Below are 17903 nucleotides of genomic sequence, written 5' to 3'. Positions count from 1 at the left end.
TTTGTAATCGATGGTGATCGTGTCATTCCCCTACGAATTCGCCGTCGCCCTCCACCCCACGCGAGGAGCCCCACCGTGACCACGACCCCCATCCGTCCCACGGCCGTCCCGTCCATCGAGCAGCTGCCCCAGCCGGAGCTGCGCGGGTCCACCGACATCCAGGGCAACATCCTGGCCGCGTTCAACAAGGACTTCATGGACTTCCGCTACCTGCACTTCCCGGACGCCGCCAAGGGCCGCGGCTGGCTTTCCGCGATCCTCAACACCGTCGCGACGACCACCGAGACGGAGGACTTCAACGAGCAGTTCTCGCTGGCCCGCCGGGCCTTCGGCCGCGACCCGTCGATCACCACCGTCCGCTGCGGGGTCTCCCTCACCTTCGAGGGCCTCGTGACGATCGCCAACAAGCCCGATCAGATCAAGAAGGACCTCAGCACCTTCACGTCGTTCTGCGCGGGCGCGGCCGCACGGGCCGAGGCTCTCGGGGACACCGGCGAGAGCGACCCCAGGACCTGGTTGTTCGGGGCCGGGACCGGCGACAAGGCTGTGCACGCGGTCCTCATCGTCGCCGCGGACACCGAGGCGCTGCTGAAGGAGAAACTGAAGAACCTCGACACGGTCGAGCAGACCCACCAGATCACGCGCGTCCATGTGGACGAGGGCCGCACCCTGACGGGCGAGCTGAAGGGTCACGAGCACTTCGGCTACAAGGACGGCATCTCCCAGCCCGGCGTCAAGGACTTCCACCGCGAGGACGCCGACCGCAAGGGCTTCCGCGACAACCACGCCGGGACCGAGCTGATCGAACCCGGCGAGTTCGTCTTCGGCCACAAGAGCGAAAAGGGCGACCGGAAGGCGCCGGCGTGGATGAAGAACGGCTCCCTCCAGGTGGTGCGCCGCCTGCGCCAGGATGTCGCCGGCTGGAACAAGGCCATGGCGGACGGCGTCAAGAACTTCACCGGGAACATGGACGCCGACCGGCTCGGTGCCTGTCTGGTCGGCCGGGCCAAGGACGGCACACCGCTCGCCCCGCCGTGCGGCGCCGTGACCGGCCTCGGCCCGGACCGGAACGGCTTCGACTACACGAACGACCCCATCGGCCAGCACACCCCCTGGGCCGCGCACATCCGCCGCACCCATCCGCGCGCCTTCGCCGGAATCGTCGACAAGAAGCCGAAGAGCCACCGCCTGATGCGCCGCGGCATTCCGTACGGCCCCGGGTTCAAAGGCGGCGCCGACGACGGCAAGGACCGCGGGCTGATGTTCGTCTGCTACGGCACCTCGCTGGAAGAACAGTTCGAACTGGTCCAGCGGCACTGGTCCAACGACGACACGTTCACCCCCGGGAAGAGCCAATCCGACGAGGCGGCCGCCAACGGCTTCGACAAGGTCACCGGCCTCGCCGGCAAGGCCTCGATCAAACTCGTGGACGGCACCTCCGGCACGGTCGACATGAAGCGCTTCGTCCGCACCACGGGCGCGCTCTACGCCTTCACCCCCTCGATCAGCACGCTGCGGCTGCTCGCCGAGGGCGAGGACCTCCCCAACAAGCCGGTCGGCTCCTGAGCGGCGAGGAGAAGCCATGAACGAGAACCCCACCGTCGAGGGCACGGCCGGCGACCGCGCCCGCCGACAGACCTGCCGGCAGCTGGCCCGCGAGCTGCTGCTGGTCGGTCCGGACGACAAGGACCTGAAGCTGCGCTACCTCGACGTCCTGATCAAGGAGGGCATCCCGGAGACCGACGAGCCCAAGAACGTGCTGATCGTCGGCGCCGGGATCGCCGGTCTGGTCGCCGGGAAGCTGCTCAAGGAGGCCGGGCACAACGTCACCATCCTGGAGGCCAACGCCAATCGGGTCGGCGGGCGGATCAAGACCTTCCGCACCGCCGTCGGCGAGCAGGACAGCCCGTTCTGCGACCCGGAGCAGTACGGGGAGGCCGGGGCGATGCGACTGCCCAGCTTCCACCCGCTCACCCTGGCCCTGGTCGACAGCCTCGGCCTGAAACGGCAGCTGTTCTACAACGTCGACGTCGATCCGGACACCGGCAACCAGGACACGCCCGTCCCGCCGGTGGTCTACGAGTCCTTCGAGGACGGCAAAGTCTGGAAGTACGGCGAGGACAGCCCGGACTTCCTCGAACCGGCCAAGCGCTCCAACAGCTGGATCCGCACCAACCGGATCCAGGCCCGCCGCAGCGAGTACGCCGCAGACCCGAGCGGCGTCAACGAGGGCTTCCACCTCACCGGCGACGAGGCGCGGATCACCGCAGCCGAGATGGTCAACCAGGCGTTGGAGCCGGTCCGCGACTACTACTCGTACATCGAGGACGGAAAGCGGGTGCGCAAGCCGTTCGCCGAGTGGCTGGACGGATGGGCCCGGCTGATCCGTGACTTCGACGGCTACTCGATGGGCCGTTTCCTGCGCGAGTACGCGGGCTTCAGCGACGAGGCCATCGAGGCGGTCGGCACGATCGAGAACATGACCTCGCGGTTGCACCTGTCCTTCTTCCACACCTTCCTGGGCCGCAGCGACATCAACCCGGACGCCACCTACTGGGAGATCGACGGCGGCAGCTGGCAGCTGCCCCACGCCCTCGCCATGGAGCTTCAGGACGAGCTCGAAATGGGCGAGCGCATGATCCGGATGGAGTACTGGGACCCGCGCCGCGACGGCATGGCCGGCCAGGACGTCGGACCGAACGGGCCGCGGGTCGCCGTCCACACCGTGCCCGAGAGCGAACCAGCGGCCGAACCCACGGTCTGGAAGGGAGACTTCGCGATCGTCACCGTCCCGTTCTCCGCGCTGCGGTTCGTCCAGGTCACGCCCCCGTACTCGTACAAGAAGCGCCGGGCGATCATCGAGACGCACTACGACCAGGCCACCAAGGTGCTGCTGGAGTTCTCCCGCCGGTGGTGGGAGTTCACCGAGGCGGACTGGAAGGACGAGCTCGACTCCATCGAACCCGGCCTGTACGAGTACTACCAACGGGCCGGTGAGGAGGACGCCGAGGCGGCTGCGCCGGCCGCGTCGGCCGCGCACAACGGGCACCGGCCGCCGCCCAATCTGCCTAGGGTGCTGCTCGGCGCCCACCGGAGCGTGGACTCCAGCCGGATCAGCCAGGAGCAGTTGGAGGTCTTCCAGCACACCCCGCTGCGCCAGGCGAGCGTGCGCCCCGCCACCAACTGCTTCGGCGGTGGTTCGACCACCGACAACCCGAACCGCTTCATGTACTACCCCTCGCACCCGGTGCCCGACAGCGGCGGCGGAGTGGTGCTGGCCAGCTACAGCTGGTCGGACGACGCGGCGCGCTGGGACTCGATGGCCGACGCCGAGCGGTACGTGTACGCGCTGCGCAACCTCCAGTCGGTGCACGGCCGGCGGATCGAAGTGTTCTACACCGGCTACGGCCAGACCCAGAGCTGGCTGCGCGACCCGTACGCCTTCGGCGAGGCGGCGGTGTACACCCCGCACCAGATGACCAGCTTTCACCTCGACGTGGTCAAGCCGGAGGGCCCGGTGCACTTCGCCGGCGAGCACGTCTCGCTCAAGCACGCCTGGATCGAGGGCGCGGTGGAGACCGCCGTCCGCGCGGCGATCGCCGTGCACGAGGCGCCCGCGCCACCGCCCCGCGCCAAACCTGAGATCCGGCCCGAAGCGCGGACAGGTCGCGCACGCAGAGCGGAGGTGCTGAGCAGATGAGCGACAACAGCGAATGGACGGTGGGTCGTTACCTGGCCACCAGACTGGAGCAGTTGGGCATCCGGTACCTGTTCGGGGTGCCGGGCGACCACCTCGGCCCGTTCCTGACGATCATGCACGCCACCACCGGGGTGCGCTGGGTCGGCACCCCGACCGAGATCGGTGGCGGCTACGCCGCCGACGCCTACGCCCGGGTGCGGGCCGCCGACGCCGACCTCGCCAAGGGCGAGCAGGGCGTCGCCGCCGTCGCGGTCACCTATGGTGTGGGCGCGTTCAGCCTGCTCAACCCGATCGGCGGCGCGTACGTCGAGTACGTGCCGGTGATCGCGATCAACGGGGCGCCGTCGTACGAGCAGTGGCTCAATTACCAGGCGGTCGGTCTGCTCACCTCGCACATGAGTCAGCGCCGGGAGAGCAATCTGGAGGTCTACCGGCAGGTCACGGTGGACGCGCAGGTGATCTCCAACCCCGGGCTCGCGCCCTCGCAGATCGACAGCGCGATCACCGCCGGTCTGACCGAGCGCAGGCCGGTCTACCTGGAGGTGATGGACGACCTCTGGGATGCCCCGTGCGCCGCGCCGCAGGGCGAACTCCGACGCCAGGAACGACCGTTCACCAAGAAGAACGAGGAAATGCTCGCCAAGGCGGTGGAGGCCTCGGTGAAGCTGGTCGAACGGCTCGGCACGCCGGTGCTGTGGGCGGGCGAGGAGATCGAACGCAACCGGCTGGAGCGGGAATTGGTCTCGCTGGTGCAGCTGACCGGCATCCCGTTCTGCACCACCGTCGGCGCGAAGTCCGTGGTCTCCGAGAACACCCCGGGCTTCATGGGCGTCTACAACGGCAAGGCGAGCCTGCCGGAGGTGTGCAAGGCATTCAAGGCCGCCGGGTGCCGGATCGGCCTGGGCACCTGGTCGACGTCGAAGAACCTCGGTGGCGAGAAGTCGATCGGCGACGACTGGATCGTGGCCGCCCGCGAGGGCGTCAGTGTCGGCGCGCAGTACTTCCCGGACGTCCAGCTGGCGCGGTTCGTCCCCGCGCTGCGGGACGCGCTGGGTGCCGCCTTCGGCAAGCGGGCGTTCGAGACCGACCTCTTCGCCCTGGCACACGCCAAGGACCGGCAGGTCCCGGCGAGCACGATCGCCTTCCTGACCGGCCTGAGCAGCACGGAGTACCCCGAGGAGCTCACGTACGACGGGTTCTTCCAACACATGAACGCCTTCCTGCTGAGCCAGGCGCAGGGCGACGGCCCGGAGGCCACCTCGCCGTTCACGGTGGTCTCGGACGCGGCGTTCGCACTGCTGGGCTCGATGAATCTACGGATGGCGGAGCGGGCGAGCTTCGTGGCACAGAACAGCTGGCTGTCCATCGGCTACTCGGTCGGCGCGGCCACCGGGGTGGCGCTGGCCCGCCAGCAGCCGCTCAAGCGGCCGCTGGTGTTCGTCGGGGACGGCTCGTTCCAGGAGATCTGCCAGGAGCTGTCCACGCACGTGCGCCACCACCTGCGGCCGGTGGTCTTCGTCCTGGACAACGAGGGCTTCTACGGCATCGAGCAGATGCTGGTCAACCCCTGCTACTACAAGCAGAAGCCGTCCGACGGGGCCGACTTCTACAACGTGCTGCACCCGTGGCAGTACGAGAGGCTGGCGGAGGTCTTCGGCTCGGAGAAGGACCGGATGCACGGGCGGGAGCTCACCACCCACACCGAGCTCGAGTCACTGCTGCTCGACATCGCCGATCCGGGCCATGACATCAACCGCGCCCCGATCCTGGCCCGGGTCCGGCTCAGCCGGCACGACTACCCGCGGGCACTCCAGTACAAGATCGACGAGAAGTGCCAATAGCCGCCGTACGGCGCACCGGCCCCGGTCCTCGGACCGGGGCCGGTGCGCGCTGTGCCCGCGATCGTCTGGCGACTGCTGACCGGCGGGTTGGGGTGGAGTCCGCAGCGGCCGGAGCGTCGGGCGGTGGAGCGGGACGAATCCGAGATCGCCCGCTTCGCCGCTCTCAGGCACCGCAGTGGCAGGGGCAGTGATCGCCGGTGTCCCGGGCGGGACACCGCTCGGTGCGCGGATCGGTCATTCGGCCGCGTCGCGCGCCTCCTGCACGACCCGCAGCATGTCGCTGACGGAGGTCAGCTTGATGCGCGGTCGCTGGTGCTCCTTGGCGGTGGCTCGCTCGTGGCGGTCGATCGCCTGCCAGGCCGCGTAGTCGAGGGCGTCCGGCTGACGCTCGGCGATCAGTGCACGCAGGGCGTCGCGGCCCTGCGCGGGTGCGGCCAGGCGGCCTGCGGAGTAGTCGTCGAACAGCGCCTGGACCGTGTCCTCGGCACACTTCTTGTTGGTGCCGATGACGCCCGACGGGCCGCGCTTGATCCAACCTGCGGTGTAGACCCCGGTGATCGGTGTGCGGGCGACGGGATCCACGACGCGGCCGTGGTCGTTGGGCAGGGTGCCGCGGGAGTCGTCGAACGGCAGCCCGGGCACGGGGTTGCCCTTGTATCCGATGGACCGCAGTACCAGGCCGCACGCGAGGTCCTCGGTCTCGCCGGTCGCGCGGGCCTCCAGCCGTCCGCCGGAGTCGACGAGCTCGTTGATCCCCACGCGCACCCCGCGGACACGGTCCTCCCCGAGGATCTCGACCGGGGAGGTGAGGAAGCGCAGGACGATGCGCTTGCCCGCCGAGGTGCGTTGCCGCCCGGCCAACTCGCCGAGGATTTCGGTCTTCCGGCCCGCCATGGTGTGCGGGGTGGCCTCCAGGGCCGCCGCGGTCAGCGGGTCGATCTTGGCGTCGTTCGGGTCGACGCAGACCTTGAAACCCTGTGCCTCGGCCAGGCCCAGCAATTCGGGAGTGGTGAAGGCGGCCTGCGCGGGACCGCGTCTGCCGAGTACGACCACCTCGGTGATCTTGCTGGTGGCGAGGGCCTCCAGGGCCCGGTCACTGATGTCGGTGCGCGCCAGGCGTTCGACGTCGCCGGCGAGGACCCGGGCCACGTCGAGGGCCACGTTGCCGTTGCCGACGATCACGGCGCGTTCACCGGAGAGGTCGAACGTGCGGTCGGCGAAGTCCGGGTGTCCGTTGTACCAGGCGACGAAATCGGTGGCCGAGTGCGAGCCGGGCAGGTCCTCGCCGGGTACGCCGAGCTTGCGGTCGCCGGTCGCACCGACGGCGTAGATCACCGCGTGGTGGTGAGCCAGCAGTTCCTCATGGGTGAGGTGTGTGCCGACCTCGACGTTGAGGTGGAAATCCAGGCCCTTGCGTCCCGCCGTGCGGGCGAAGAGCTTGGCCACCGACTTGGTGGCCTGGTGGTCGGGTGCGACGCCGAACCGTACGAGCCCCCACGGGGTGGGCAGGCGCTCGAACATGTGCACCTCGACCTCGACGCCCTTGCGAGTGAGCAACTGCTCGGCGGCGTAGCCGGCCGCCGGCCCGGATCCGACGATCGCCACGCGCAGCGGCCCCGGCTCCGACACCTCGACCTTCGGCTTTCGCTCCTCGTACGGTGTCGCGGAGTAGTCCTTGTGCGCCGGGTCCGCGAAGTAGCGGGCGTTGATCTCCAGATAGGGCTCGGTGGCGGCGGTGAGGTCGAATTCCGTGACGATCGCGTCCACGGGGCACGCGTCGGCGCACGCCCCGCAGTCGATGCAACTGTCCGGGTCGATGTAGAGCATCTCGGCTGTGCCGTAGCCCGGTTCGTCAGGCGTGGGGTGAATGCAGTTGACCGGGCACACCGACACGCACGTGGCGTCGTTGCAGCAGTTCTGGGTGACCACGTAGGTCATGCGGTACCTCCACTCGCGCCGACCGCACCCGCGGTGATCGCGTCATCCGACCCGGCGGTGTGCTCGAAACCCGCCGGAATTCCGTCCGGAACACCTGGCCGCAGGTCTTTCCCCCGTAAAGGCGGGGAAGCGCGCTCGCCCCGCCCCGTGCGGCCGGTGTGAGCCGCCGGGGGCGGGCAGCCGGCTGCCCGCCCCCGGCGGCTCATGGTGTTCACATCGCACATGTATCGTCCCGCGAGGTGGTGGGGCGAGCGCGCTCCGACGGCGGAGTGCACGGGTCCTCACCACCTCAACAGTGGTCCCATGCTCGGGTGTTGGGGTCAACGGGGCAACGTGCGAGGCGCCCTCCCGGCCGGGGAAGTATGTGCGTTCTGCACACAGACGCATTGATCCCCCCTGCCTAAAGTCATCGCACCGAAGTTGCCCAACCTTGGGCCCGGAATACGGCCCATTCGGATTGGAGTGAGGGACCATGGCAGCAATTGATGAATCCGCTGACCAGGAGTTGATAAGCGACTTCATCAAGAAGAACGGGATTCATACGTTCAAGATCGGAGCCGTGGATCTGGACGGACTCTGGCGTGGCAAGAGGATCTCCAGCGAGTACTTTCTCAACGGTGTATGGCGTGACGGGACTTTCCTGTGCAACATCCTGTTCGGCTGGGACCTCCAGGATGAGCCGATTTCGGAGCTCGCCTACACCGGGGCCCATACGGGTTACCCGGACATCAACATGCGGCCCGATCTGTCCACGCTCGCCGTGGTCCCCTGGGAACCGGGCACGGCATCCGTCATCTGCGATGTCTTCGAGCGCGACGGCCAATCGCTCGACCTGTCCCCGCGGAACATCCTGAAGTCGGCCGCCGAGCGTGCGAAAGCACTGGGATACCAGCCGCTCGCCGCTTATGAATTCGAGTTCTACCTGTTCCAGGGAACGGCGCGCGATCTGGCGCGTCGCGGCTGGCGCGACCTGGAGACGCTGTCCGAGGGGAACCACACGTACAGCGTGTACCGGGACACCGGTCACGAGTTCATCATCGGAGAGGTGCGCCGTCGGCTGGCCGAGTACGGCATCAGCATCGAGGCCAGCAACAGTGAGCACGGTCCGGGGCAGTTCGAGGTGAACCTGCACTACTCGGACGCCGTGAAGGCCGCCGACAACGCGATGCTGTTCAAGCACACGGTGAAGGAACTCGCGGCCCGGCACGGACTCACGGCGTCATTCATGGCGAAGGTGAATCCCGGCTGGGCGGGATCCTCCGGCCACATGCACCAGAGCCTCCTGCGCGCCGATGGGACCCCGGCCTTCGCGAACCCGTCCGACCCGGGCCGGCTGAGCGAGGTGGGCAACAGCTACCTCGCGGGCCTCGTCGAGAACGCGGCGGACCTGACGGCGCTCTTCCTGCCCAACATCAACTCCTACAAGCGCACCTTCGCCGGCGACTGGGCCCCCACGGGCGTCACCTGGGGCATCGACAACCGCACGGTCGCCATCCGGTCCATCCCCGGCGGCGGGTCGTCGGCCCGGATCGAGAACCGGATCGCCGGCGCCGACGCGAACCCGTACCTGGTGATCGCGGCCAGCCTGGAGGCGGGGCTCGACGGGATCGAGCAGGGCATGGAGCTGCCCCCGGCCGTCGAGGGCGACAGCTACGCGCTGCCCGCCGCCCGGAGCAACCTCCTTCCGACGACGCTGTCCGGCGCGATCGACCTGTTCGAGGCGAGCATCTTCGCCCGCAAGGCCCTCGGGGACCGTTTCGTGGACCACTACGCGGACATGCGCCGGTGGGAGGTCAAGAAGTTCGCCTCGGCGGTCACCGAGTGGGAGATGGCCCGGTACATGGAGCACATCTGATCCACCCGGCCGGAGCGGGCCGGCTTCCCACAGGTCCGGGACGGACGCCTCGAAGCCGCCACCGCCGCCCCTCCCGTTTCCCCGGAACACGGCTTCACGGACGAGAACCGGATTCGTGAGCCGGGGCGGGGCGGCCCGCGCTCTCCCCTCGTCCGCGGGACAAGCCGCGCATCTTCGCAAGCACCATCAAAGGAGAACGATCCATGTCCGACGCCTCGACAGCGGCTCAGAACTTCACCTATCACGGAGCCGCGCTCGACGACATCTTCGATACCTACCAGGAGCTGCGGGAGCAGTGCCCGGTGGGACGGAGCGAGCAGTTGGGTGGCTTCTGGTTCCTCACCAAGAGCGATGACATCCTGGCCGCCGAGCAGGATCCCGAGACCTTCTCGGTCACCCCGAGCATGCTCCTGCCCGACTTCGGCAACGACCTGCCGATGATCCCGATCGACGTCGATCCGCCGGAGCACACCGACTACCGCCGGCTTCTCCTTCCGCTGTTCACCCCGAAGGCCATCGCCAAGCTGAGCGAGGGCATGCATCGCACCGCGCGCGAGCTTGCCACCGAGGCCGCCTCGAAGGAGGTCGTCGATGTCTCGGCCACCTTCGCCCGGCCGATGCCGACCATCGTGTTCAGCCGGCTGGCCGGTTTCCCGGAGGAGGACTGGCCGAAGTTCGACCGCTGGATCGACGAGGTCATCTACGAGCGGGTGAACGACCACGCGCGGGCCCAGCGGGCCAGCCAGGAGGTGATGGACTACTTCGACGCGCTGCTGAAGTCACGCGCCGGGGACACGGGGTCCGACGACCTCATGAGCCACCTTCTCAACGTGGAGATGAAGGGGCGCAAGCTCACCCAGGAGGAGCTGAGGTCCTTCTTCTACCTGCTGTTCCTCGCCGGGCTCGACACGACGGCGTGGGCGATCCGCTGCAGCCTGTGGTACCTGGCCCAGAACCCGAAGGCCCAGGCCCGGCTGCGCGAGAATCCCGATCTGATCCCGACGGCGGCCGAGGAGTTCCTGCGGACCATGTCGCCGGTCCAGGCCATGGCCCGTACCTGCATGCGGGACACCGAGGTCGGCGGACAGCAGATCAAGGCCGGTGAGCGGGTGGTACTCGTCTTCGGGGCGGGAAACCGGGATCCGGAGGTCTTCGACCGTCCCGAGGAGATCGACCTGGAGCGCGAGGACAACCGCCACCTCTCGTTCGGCGGCGGCATCCACCGCTGCCTCGGCTCCAACCTGGGGCGGCTCGAACTGGTCGTCGCGCTGGAGGAGTTCCTGAACACGGTCGGTGAGTTCTCGCTGGCCGACCCGAATGAGCCGTGGCACGGTGTCGGGCCGCTGACGCTTCGGATCGGACGGTGAGCACCATGCAGAACGTTTCTGTCGACTCGACCCGCTGCCAGGGCCACGCACGCTGCTTCGCCTTCGCCCCGGACATCTTCGACATCGACGACGAGGGGTACGCCTTCGTCCCGGAGGAGAACCGGATCGTCGAAGTGACCGAGGACCTTCGGCACGCGGTGGTCAACTGCCCGGAGCGGGCGATCCAGCTCACGGCGGACCCGCGGACGGAGGACCACCAGGCATGAACGCCGCCGCCAACCTCCTCGTGGTCGGGGCGTCAGTGGCCACGGGCGCCCTGGTCGCACAGTTGCGCGCGGACGGCTTCACCGGCCGGATCGCCGTCGTCGACGAGGACCCGGACGCGCCGTACGACCGGCCGCCCCTGTCCAAGGAGTTCCTCACCGGGAGCGGATCCCGACCGCGGGCACCGTGGTGGGACGAACGCTGCGAGCTGGTCCGGGGGCGGGCCCGCGCACTGGACATCGCGTCCTCCACGGTCGAGGTCGCCCCGGCCGGGGAGGGCGGCCGCGTCACCCTCGGTGCCGACCACATCGTGGTCGCCACCGGATCGGCTCCCGTCCGGCTGCCGGGTCAGCCGGACGGCGTCGCCGAGCTGCGCACGGCCGCGGACGCGCGCCGGATCAGGGAGTTCGCCGAGCCCGGTCGGTACGTGATCGTCCTGGGCGCCGGCACCATCGGGACGGAACTGGCCTCCAGCCTCAACGACACCGGCTGCGCGGTCACCGTCGTCGACCAGGCCGACCGGCCGCTGGACCGGTTCCTGGGCGGCCACCTGGGAGCCGAGGCGGCTCAGTGGATCCGGGACTCCGGTGTGGGGCTGCTCCTGGGCACGCGGGTGGAGTACATCACCAGGGAGGGCGAGGGCTGGCGGGTGTCGACCGACTCCGGCCCGCTCACGGGTGACCTGGTCGTCAGCGCGGTGGGCACCCGTCCCGCGGTCCACTGGCTCGCGGGATCCGGTCTCGACCTCGCCGACGGCATCCGGTGCGACGGCGACGGAACGGCCCTGGACACCTCGTCCGGGCCAGTCCCGAACGTGCATGCCATCGGCGACGTGTCCGCGTGGGACGCGGACGGGACCGGGCCGCGGCGCCAGGAGGACTGGACCACCGCCCAACGCCAGGGACGCCATCTGGCGCGCCGCCTGCTCGGCCTGGAGCCGACAGAACCCGTGGGCGGGACCCCGCGCTATTTCTGGAGCCACCAGTTCGGCAGGAGGATCCAGGTCCTCGGTACGCCGGAGCGCGAGGCGACCCTCGTCCAGCAGATGGACGCACCCGCGCGGAAGGCGGCGTTCTATACCCTGGAGCGGGACGGCGGGGTCGTGGCCCGGATCGCCGTCAACGCTCCCAAGGAGTTCGCCCTGGCCATGAGGAAGACGGTAAAGGCCACAGGCTGAGAGGGTCCCTCCATGAACAACCCTTCCGCGGACCCGAAAGCCTTCAAGGCGCATCTCGACCAGATGACCGAGCAACTGGTCGCGGTCGAGCGCCGTGCCAAGATGCTGGCCGAGCTCAACCGGCTGCTGAGCCAGGGCAGGGATCCCCTCGCCCTGGCCCAGCGGGCCGTGGACCTCGTCATGCGGGCGACCGAGGCCTACGGAACATACGTGTACCTGTGGGATCCCGAGAGCCAACGCCTGGTGATGCGGGTCGCGACGACGGGGCGGGTGGCCGCCCACGTCGACCGGATCCAACTCCGCCTGGGGGAGGGCATCACCGGGTGGTCCGCGCTGATGCGGCAGACGGTGGTCCTCCACGACGACATCCAGCTCGACCCGAGGTTCGTCGGATTCCCGGGCCTTGAGGCGGAGGACGCGTTCCGTTCGATGGTCGCGGTTCCCATCGCCGTACCGGGCGGGGATCTCCTGGGGGTGTTCACCCTCTACTCCGAACGGCCCGGCGCGTTCGACACACACCACGTGGACCTCGCGACCGAGGTGGGCAGCTTGCTGGCCAGCGGCCTGGTCCACGCCGAGACGATGAGGGATCTCCGCCGCCAGTCCGCCGCGGCCCGCTTCCTGATGACCGTGCCGGCCGATGCCACCAGTTCCCGGCAGCGGTGCGCCGATGTGCTCGCCGAGTCGGTCCGCGACCAGGTGGACGCGGTGCTGTGCATCATCGAGATCGCCGACCGCAACACGATGGGAGGGCACGACAGGCCCGGTATCGCCTTTGCCGACCATGTGGAGAAGTCGATCGCCGTGGCCTCGCGGTCCGTGCAGTCCCGGGCGGACCTCCCCCCGCTGGTGGACAGGCTCGGGGTGAAGCTGCACAAGTTCACGACCTCGTTCGGGGCGCACTTCCCGCTCGGTACGATCACCTGCTACCGGGGGCGCCCGTTCACCGAGGCCGACTCCAGCATCCTGGAGGCCCTGGGGGCCCAGGCCGCGGCACTGGTCGCCTCGCTGAGCAATCCGGCGATGACCACACCTCTGGCAGGGCGACTGGCGGCGGCCCCCGCGCCCGAGAGCGCCGAACGGATCCTGCGCGACCTCGGCTGGCATCCCGGTCCGACCTATCCGGTGCTCGTCAGGATCCGCTCCGTTACGTACGGCACCCCCGCGGCGTTCGACCGGCTGCTGGACGCCCTGCGGGAGATGTGTGCCGGTGTGGACGGTGTCGCGCTGCTCCCCTCGGCCCCCATGGTCTCCCTGCTGATCCGCTCCCGGCCGGAGCAGTGGAAGACCTTCGAGCAGGCGCTCCGCAACACGGTCAAGCGCCTGCGGTCCGAGGTCGGCGGCGGAGTGGCCGTGGGGATAGGACCGCTGGCGAGCGACGCCCGTGACCTGGCGGTGGCCCTGGACAAGGCGGAGTGGGGCCTGGGGTGGGCCGAACTGCTCGGCGAGAGCACGCCGGTGGTCCACTACCAGGACGTGGCCCACCTTCAGCTCCTGCCCAAGGTCGCCATGGACATCAGCGAGGGGCTGCGGGAAGCCCTGGCCCGTATTTCCGAGGTCATCCGCTACGACCTTCGGCACGGCACCGCCCTGTCGGCGACGTTGGAGACCTATCTCGCCAGTCACTGCTCGGCGACCGATACGGCGAACGCGCTGTTCATCCACCGCAACACCCTGAGGCAACGGCTCGGGCGCATCGAAGAGCTGATCGGGCGGCCGGTGGACCAGTTGGGCAACTGGAGGGAGGTCGCGCTCGCCGCGCGGCTCGCCCTGGCCGCCGAATCCCAACTGGCCGACGGGGCGATCCCCGCCGCGGTTGCGGGCGCAAAAGGCAAATAATGACCCGAGTCGCGGTCGCTCCGAATCCACGCCCGTGCGCCGGGCGCCCCGCCGGGGAGTGCGGGACGGCGCTCAGGTGCAAAGTGCCCGCTTGATCCGTGAGGCATGTGCGGAATGAACACAGACGCGCCGGAGACCGCCGCCTAGCATCTCGAAAAACATCTGGGGCGTCGAAAGACCTCCAGGCCGACGGCATACCTGAGCAATATCACCATTCTTGCTTCCGTTCAGCCGCGGTTGAAAGCGGAATGGGCCCCTGGGCGACACACCTGCGAAATCCGTTTCTGTCTTCGTCCACGCCTTTCCGTTGTCTTTCCTTTCCTGTTTCGAAGTGGTATTCGAGGAGGTCCGCCGGTGGCCGGTCATCAGTCCGAGAGCGTCAGAAATCAGGCATGTCTGCAAGACCGGCCCGCACCCGGCGGTCCAGCCGTCCCGGAGACGGACGGATCTCCCGGCGAGGGCAGGGCGCACACCCTGCGCGGCCATCTCGGTGTGTGGTCGATCGTGTTCATGGTGGTCGCGGCCGCGGCCCCGCTCACCGTGGTCGCCGGAGTGGTGCCCCTGGGCATAGGCATCGGCAACGGTGCCGCGTTTCCGCTCACGTTCGTGATCTGCTGTGCGACTCTGCTGCTGTTCGCGGTGGGGTTCACGAGAATGACGCCCCACGTGCCCAAGGCCGGGGCCTTCTACACCTACGTCCGCTCCAGCCTCGGCCGGCCCATGGGCCTCGGATCGGCCTACCTCGCCCTCGCCACCTACAGCGCGGTGATGCTCGGCGTGTACGGCTACATCGGTGCGGCGACACAGGAGTTGGTGTTCCAGTACGTCGGGGTGACGCTGCCCTGGTGGCTGTACTCGGCGGCCGTGCTGCTGATCGTCGCGCTGCTCGGGTACCGGCACGTCGAACTGTCGGGCAAGGTGCTCGGGGTGCTGCTGATCTGCGAGGTCGGCATCGTGGTGGTGTTCGACCTCGTGGTGACCGTCCGGGGCGGCGGTGACTCGGGCCTGTCGACCGCGCTCCTGCAACCGTCCCAGATCACATCCGGCTCGCCGGGCATCGCGCTCATGTTCGCGATCGCCAGTTTCCTCGGCTTCGAGGCGACCGCCGTGTACCGGGACGAGGCACGTGACCCGGACCGTACGGTGCCTCGCGCGACCTACCTGGCGCTGCTGCTGGTCGGAAGCTTCTACGCGTTGTCGTCATGGGCGCTGGTGTCGGCCTGGGGCGACCAGGCGGCGGTGAAGGAGGCGAACGCCGACCCGGGCAACATGCTGATCACGGCAGTGGAGCGGTACCTCGGGTCCGCCGGCTCGCATATCGTTCTGTTCCTGCTGGTCAGCAGCATCTTCGCGGCCATCCTGTCCTTCCACAACGTGGCTGCCCGATATGTGTTCTCCCTGGCCAACACCGGCGCGCTTCCGATCGGCGGGGGCAGCAGCCACCCCCGTCACGGATCGCCGCACACCGCCTCGCTGGTGCAGAGCGGTCTGTCGCTGGTGATGCTGGTGATCTTCGTGGTGGTCGGCATGGACCCGGTGACCCAGATATTCTCGTGGCTCGTCGGGACCGCCACGCTCGGCGTACTGGTACTGATGTGCCTGACCTGCCTGGCCGTGGTCGTCTTCTTCCGCCGCACACGGGTCGAGCGAAACGTCTGGGCCACTGTGGTCGCCCCCGTGCTGGGGCTCGCGGGGCTGCTCACCTGCCTGATCCTCACCCTCACGAACTTCCCGCTGCTGATCGGGGGTTCCCGGGGGCTGGCCATCGGAATCGAGGCACTGCTCGCGACGTTCTTCGTCGGGGGATTCGTGGTGGCGGTGGTACGGCGCCGGCACTTGACCGACTGACGTCCCGGGCCAACGCCCCGCCGCGTCTGCGGACGCATGCCCACGATCGGTTCACGATCGTCATCGGGCCCCGGCCGCACATCACCGCCGTGGCCGCCACCGGCACCGATGGTGGCCCGACGAGAGCGGTGCGCCCCGCCGCACCGGCCGGACACGGCCGGTGCGGCGGTCGTCCCTCAAGGGCTGTCCCGCAATCCCTGGCGGGCGCGCGGCGTCGGATGCGGCACCTCGCCGCGTTGTCGGAACGTCTGCACACCTCCCGTATGCAGACGCCCCTCCGCCTTGCGATGTACCACATCCGACGCCGCGCACTGGTCCACCACGGATCACGGGACAGCCCTTACCGGTTTCACCCTTCCCACCTCCGAAAGCAGGGAGATTCTGCCCGTGGAAGCGACTGCCACCGCCTCCGAGACCGTTCTGCGGTTCGACGCCGTCCACCTGTGGCGCCACACCCCGCACGGCCGCCATGTCCTGCTGTCCGGTATCGACTGGGAGGTGCGGAGCGGCGAGCGATGGGCGTTGCTGGGGCACAACGGAGCGGGCAAGAGCACCGTTCTGTCGCTGGCCGGCGCGGTGCAGCACCCCAGCAGCGGCACCGTGGAGGTCCTCGGCCGCCGCCTGGGCCGTACCGATCTGCGGGGACTGCGCGCCGAGGTGGGACACGTGTCGGCGGCCACCCCCATCCCTGCTCGGCTGACGGTCCGCGAATATGTGCTCACCGGGATCACCGGCACGGTACAGCCGCTGCCCGGCCGCTACGGTTCGGCCGAACGCAAGCGGGCGCTGGAGGCACTGGAGTTGATGGGCCTGGGACCGCTGGCCGAGCAAGAGGTGCGGCTCTGCTCGCAGGGCGAGCGGAGCCGGGCCCGGATCGCGCGGGCCCTGATCCCTCAGCCCCGGCTGTTGCTGCTGGACGAGCCCAGTGCGGCACTGGACCTGCCCTCCCGCGAGCGGCTCATCGACGCTCTGGACACCCTGGCCCTGGAGTACCCGGAGCTGGCCACGGTGCTGGTCACCCATCATCTGGAGGAGCTGCCGGTCTCCTTCGGTCATGCCCTGCTGATACGCAAGGGCGGCAGCGTCGCCTGCGGCCCGGTGTCGCGCACGCTGACCTCGGCCCATCTGGGCACCTGCTTCGGGCTGCCGCTCACCGTCTCCCGGGACGGCGGCCGCTGGCGCGCCCGGCTGACCGCTCGGCATCGCCCCGACCCCTCCTGGAACGCGTGACGCCGCGCCCCGCGGCCGGCGCGGCGACCGGTCCGGGGCCGGGCCGGAGAGCCGTGATCCCGGATCGCGGCGTCATCCACGGCGTCGCCCTGTGCATTTCCGCAACTGCCCGCCGGGGCGTGGGGTTTCAGCTGAGGAAGCTTCGGACGAGCTCGGCGGTCGCACCGACGTGGTCGCGCATGACGTGCTGGGCCCGCTCCGCGTCTCCGGTCAGGATGGCGTCGACGATCTCGGCGTGCTGCTCATGGGAGTGATCGAGCGCCGGCCCCATCACGGGGACGACCTGCAGAAGCGTCTCGTTGAGGATGAGCTGGACGTTGGCGATCGAGTCGATGAGGGCGTGGCAGCCCGACAACTGGGCGATGCAGCCGTGGAGTTCGGCGTCGGCGAGCCGGAACGCCGGGCCCGCCGACGAGGCGGCTGCCAGGCGTTCCCGCAGCTCGTCGCACTGCTCCTCGCTCAGCTCGGCCTCGGCCGCGAGGGCTGCCGCACCCGGTTCCAGGACCGAGCGATAGGTGAGCATGTCCCTCAGCCGGTCCTTCATCTGCTTGCTCAGCCGGTCGTGCCGGTCGGTGTCGGTGGTGGGTTCCCAGATGACGAAACTGCCTCCCGCACGCCCGCGTTGGGTGCGCACGTAGCCGACCTGTTGCAGCGCTCTGATGACGGCCCGCATGGTGGTCCGGCTGATGCCGAGCTGCTCGCTCAGATCGCGCTCGGGAGGCAGGCGTGTGCCGTGGGGCAGGGCCCCGGTGCGGATCTGGGCGACGAGGCCGGCCAGGGCCTCCTCGAAGGGGTTCTTGTCGGGGAGGGCGGAGGGTGCGGAAGTCGGCGCGCGCCCCGTCTCGTCGTCCCTCGTCCGTGACACGTACGTCCTCCCTCGGCT

At 69.2% G+C, this 17903-nt stretch carries 12 protein-coding genes and 1 pseudogene; 11 read left to right on the top strand and 2 right to left on the bottom strand.

Annotated features, from left to right (window positions below; genetic code table 11):
* Positions 1–75 precede the first annotated feature (75 nt).
* From ACIHCL_RS28025 to ACIHCL_RS28010, 4 genes and pseudogenes are all read left to right on the top strand, one after another.
* A complete protein-coding gene (locus tag ACIHCL_RS28025; RefSeq protein WP_399866048.1) occupies positions 76–1566 on the top strand; it encodes a Dyp-type peroxidase in 1491 nt (496 codons plus the stop codon).
* Between the two features lie 16 nt (positions 1567–1582).
* On the top strand, positions 1583–3700 hold the full coding sequence (locus tag ACIHCL_RS28020) for a flavin monoamine oxidase family protein (RefSeq protein WP_399866047.1): 2118 nt from the start codon (positions 1583–1585) through the stop codon (positions 3698–3700).
* Positions 3697–5541 (top strand): alpha-keto acid decarboxylase family protein, encoded by a 1845-nt coding sequence (locus tag ACIHCL_RS28015; protein WP_399866045.1) that lies wholly within the window; start codon positions 3697–3699, stop codon positions 5539–5541. The genes ACIHCL_RS28020 and ACIHCL_RS28015 overlap by 4 nt, the downstream gene beginning before the upstream one ends.
* A 42-nt stretch (positions 5542–5583) precedes the next feature.
* Positions 5584–5688, top strand: a pseudogene (locus ACIHCL_RS28010) (winged helix-turn-helix domain-containing protein); the annotation flags it as partial.
* 87 nt (positions 5689–5775) lie between these two features.
* On the opposite strand, the gene ACIHCL_RS28005 reads toward ACIHCL_RS28010, so the two are convergent.
* Complete coding sequence (locus tag ACIHCL_RS28005; protein WP_399866042.1) at positions 5776–7479, bottom strand: FAD-dependent oxidoreductase; 1704 nt, start codon at positions 7477–7479, stop codon at positions 5776–5778.
* 472 nt (positions 7480–7951) lie between these two features.
* Here ACIHCL_RS28005 and ACIHCL_RS28000 point away from each other — a divergent pair, with 472 nt between their 5' ends.
* From ACIHCL_RS28000 to ACIHCL_RS27970, 7 genes are all read left to right on the top strand, one after another.
* A complete protein-coding gene (locus ACIHCL_RS28000; RefSeq protein WP_399866041.1) occupies positions 7952–9334 on the top strand; it encodes a glutamine synthetase family protein in 1383 nt (460 codons plus the stop codon).
* Between the two features lie 203 nt (positions 9335–9537).
* A complete protein-coding gene (locus tag ACIHCL_RS27995; RefSeq protein ID WP_399866038.1) occupies positions 9538–10701 on the top strand; it encodes a cytochrome P450 in 1164 nt (387 codons plus the stop codon).
* A gap of 5 nt (positions 10702–10706) precedes the next feature.
* On the top strand, positions 10707–10928 hold the full coding sequence (locus tag ACIHCL_RS27990) for a ferredoxin (protein ID WP_399866037.1): 222 nt from the start codon (positions 10707–10709) through the stop codon (positions 10926–10928).
* Positions 10925–12103: an NAD(P)/FAD-dependent oxidoreductase gene (locus ACIHCL_RS27985; protein WP_399866036.1), complete on the top strand. Its 1179-nt coding sequence runs from the start codon at positions 10925–10927 to the stop codon at positions 12101–12103. The genes ACIHCL_RS27990 and ACIHCL_RS27985 overlap by 4 nt, the downstream gene beginning before the upstream one ends.
* Before the next feature lie 12 nt (positions 12104–12115).
* The gene (locus ACIHCL_RS27980; protein ID WP_399866035.1) at positions 12116–13942 is read left to right on the top strand and encodes a helix-turn-helix domain-containing protein; all 1827 of its coding nucleotides are present in this window, start codon (positions 12116–12118) and stop codon (positions 13940–13942) included.
* A 354-nt stretch (positions 13943–14296) separates the two neighbouring features.
* Positions 14297–15790 (top strand): APC family permease, encoded by a 1494-nt coding sequence (locus ACIHCL_RS27975; RefSeq protein WP_399866033.1) that lies wholly within the window; start codon positions 14297–14299, stop codon positions 15788–15790.
* A 387-nt stretch (positions 15791–16177) separates the two neighbouring features.
* Positions 16178–17020 carry an ABC transporter ATP-binding protein gene (locus ACIHCL_RS27970; RefSeq protein ID WP_399866032.1) on the top strand — a complete coding sequence of 281 codons (843 nt, stop codon included), beginning with the start codon at positions 16178–16180 and terminating at the stop codon, positions 17018–17020.
* Positions 17021–17147: 127 nt separating this feature from the next.
* Here the strand turns inward: ACIHCL_RS27970 and ACIHCL_RS27965 are convergent, their stop codons facing one another.
* Positions 17148–17885: a FadR/GntR family transcriptional regulator gene (locus tag ACIHCL_RS27965; protein ID WP_399866031.1), complete on the bottom strand. Its 738-nt coding sequence runs from the start codon at positions 17883–17885 to the stop codon at positions 17148–17150.
* Positions 17886–17903: the final 18 nt, after the last annotated feature.

Source organism: Streptomyces sp. NPDC052042 (assembly GCF_044548345.1).
GTDB lineage: Bacteria > Actinomycetota > Actinomycetes > Streptomycetales > Streptomycetaceae > Streptomyces.
This window is presented reverse-complemented; position numbering and strand designations above follow the sequence as displayed.

Excerpts from the sequence above, each read along its gene's own strand:
- ACIHCL_RS28020 (WP_399866047.1), top strand. The coding sequence starts at position 1,583 with ATGAACGAGAACCCCACCGTCGAGGGCACGGCCGGCGACCGCGCCCGC.
- ACIHCL_RS28015 (WP_399866045.1), top strand. The coding sequence starts at position 3,697 with ATGAGCGACAACAGCGAATGGACGGTGGGTCGTTACCTGGCCACCAGA.
- ACIHCL_RS28005 (WP_399866042.1), bottom strand. The coding sequence starts at position 7,479 with ATGACCTACGTGGTCACCCAGAACTGCTGCAACGACGCCACGTGCGTG.
- ACIHCL_RS28000 (WP_399866041.1), top strand. The coding sequence starts at position 7,952 with ATGGCAGCAATTGATGAATCCGCTGACCAGGAGTTGATAAGCGACTTC.
- ACIHCL_RS27995 (WP_399866038.1), top strand. The coding sequence starts at position 9,538 with ATGTCCGACGCCTCGACAGCGGCTCAGAACTTCACCTATCACGGAGCC.
- ACIHCL_RS27990 (WP_399866037.1), top strand. The coding sequence starts at position 10,707 with ATGCAGAACGTTTCTGTCGACTCGACCCGCTGCCAGGGCCACGCACGC.
- ACIHCL_RS27985 (WP_399866036.1), top strand. The coding sequence starts at position 10,925 with ATGAACGCCGCCGCCAACCTCCTCGTGGTCGGGGCGTCAGTGGCCACG.
- ACIHCL_RS27980 (WP_399866035.1), top strand. The coding sequence starts at position 12,116 with ATGAACAACCCTTCCGCGGACCCGAAAGCCTTCAAGGCGCATCTCGAC.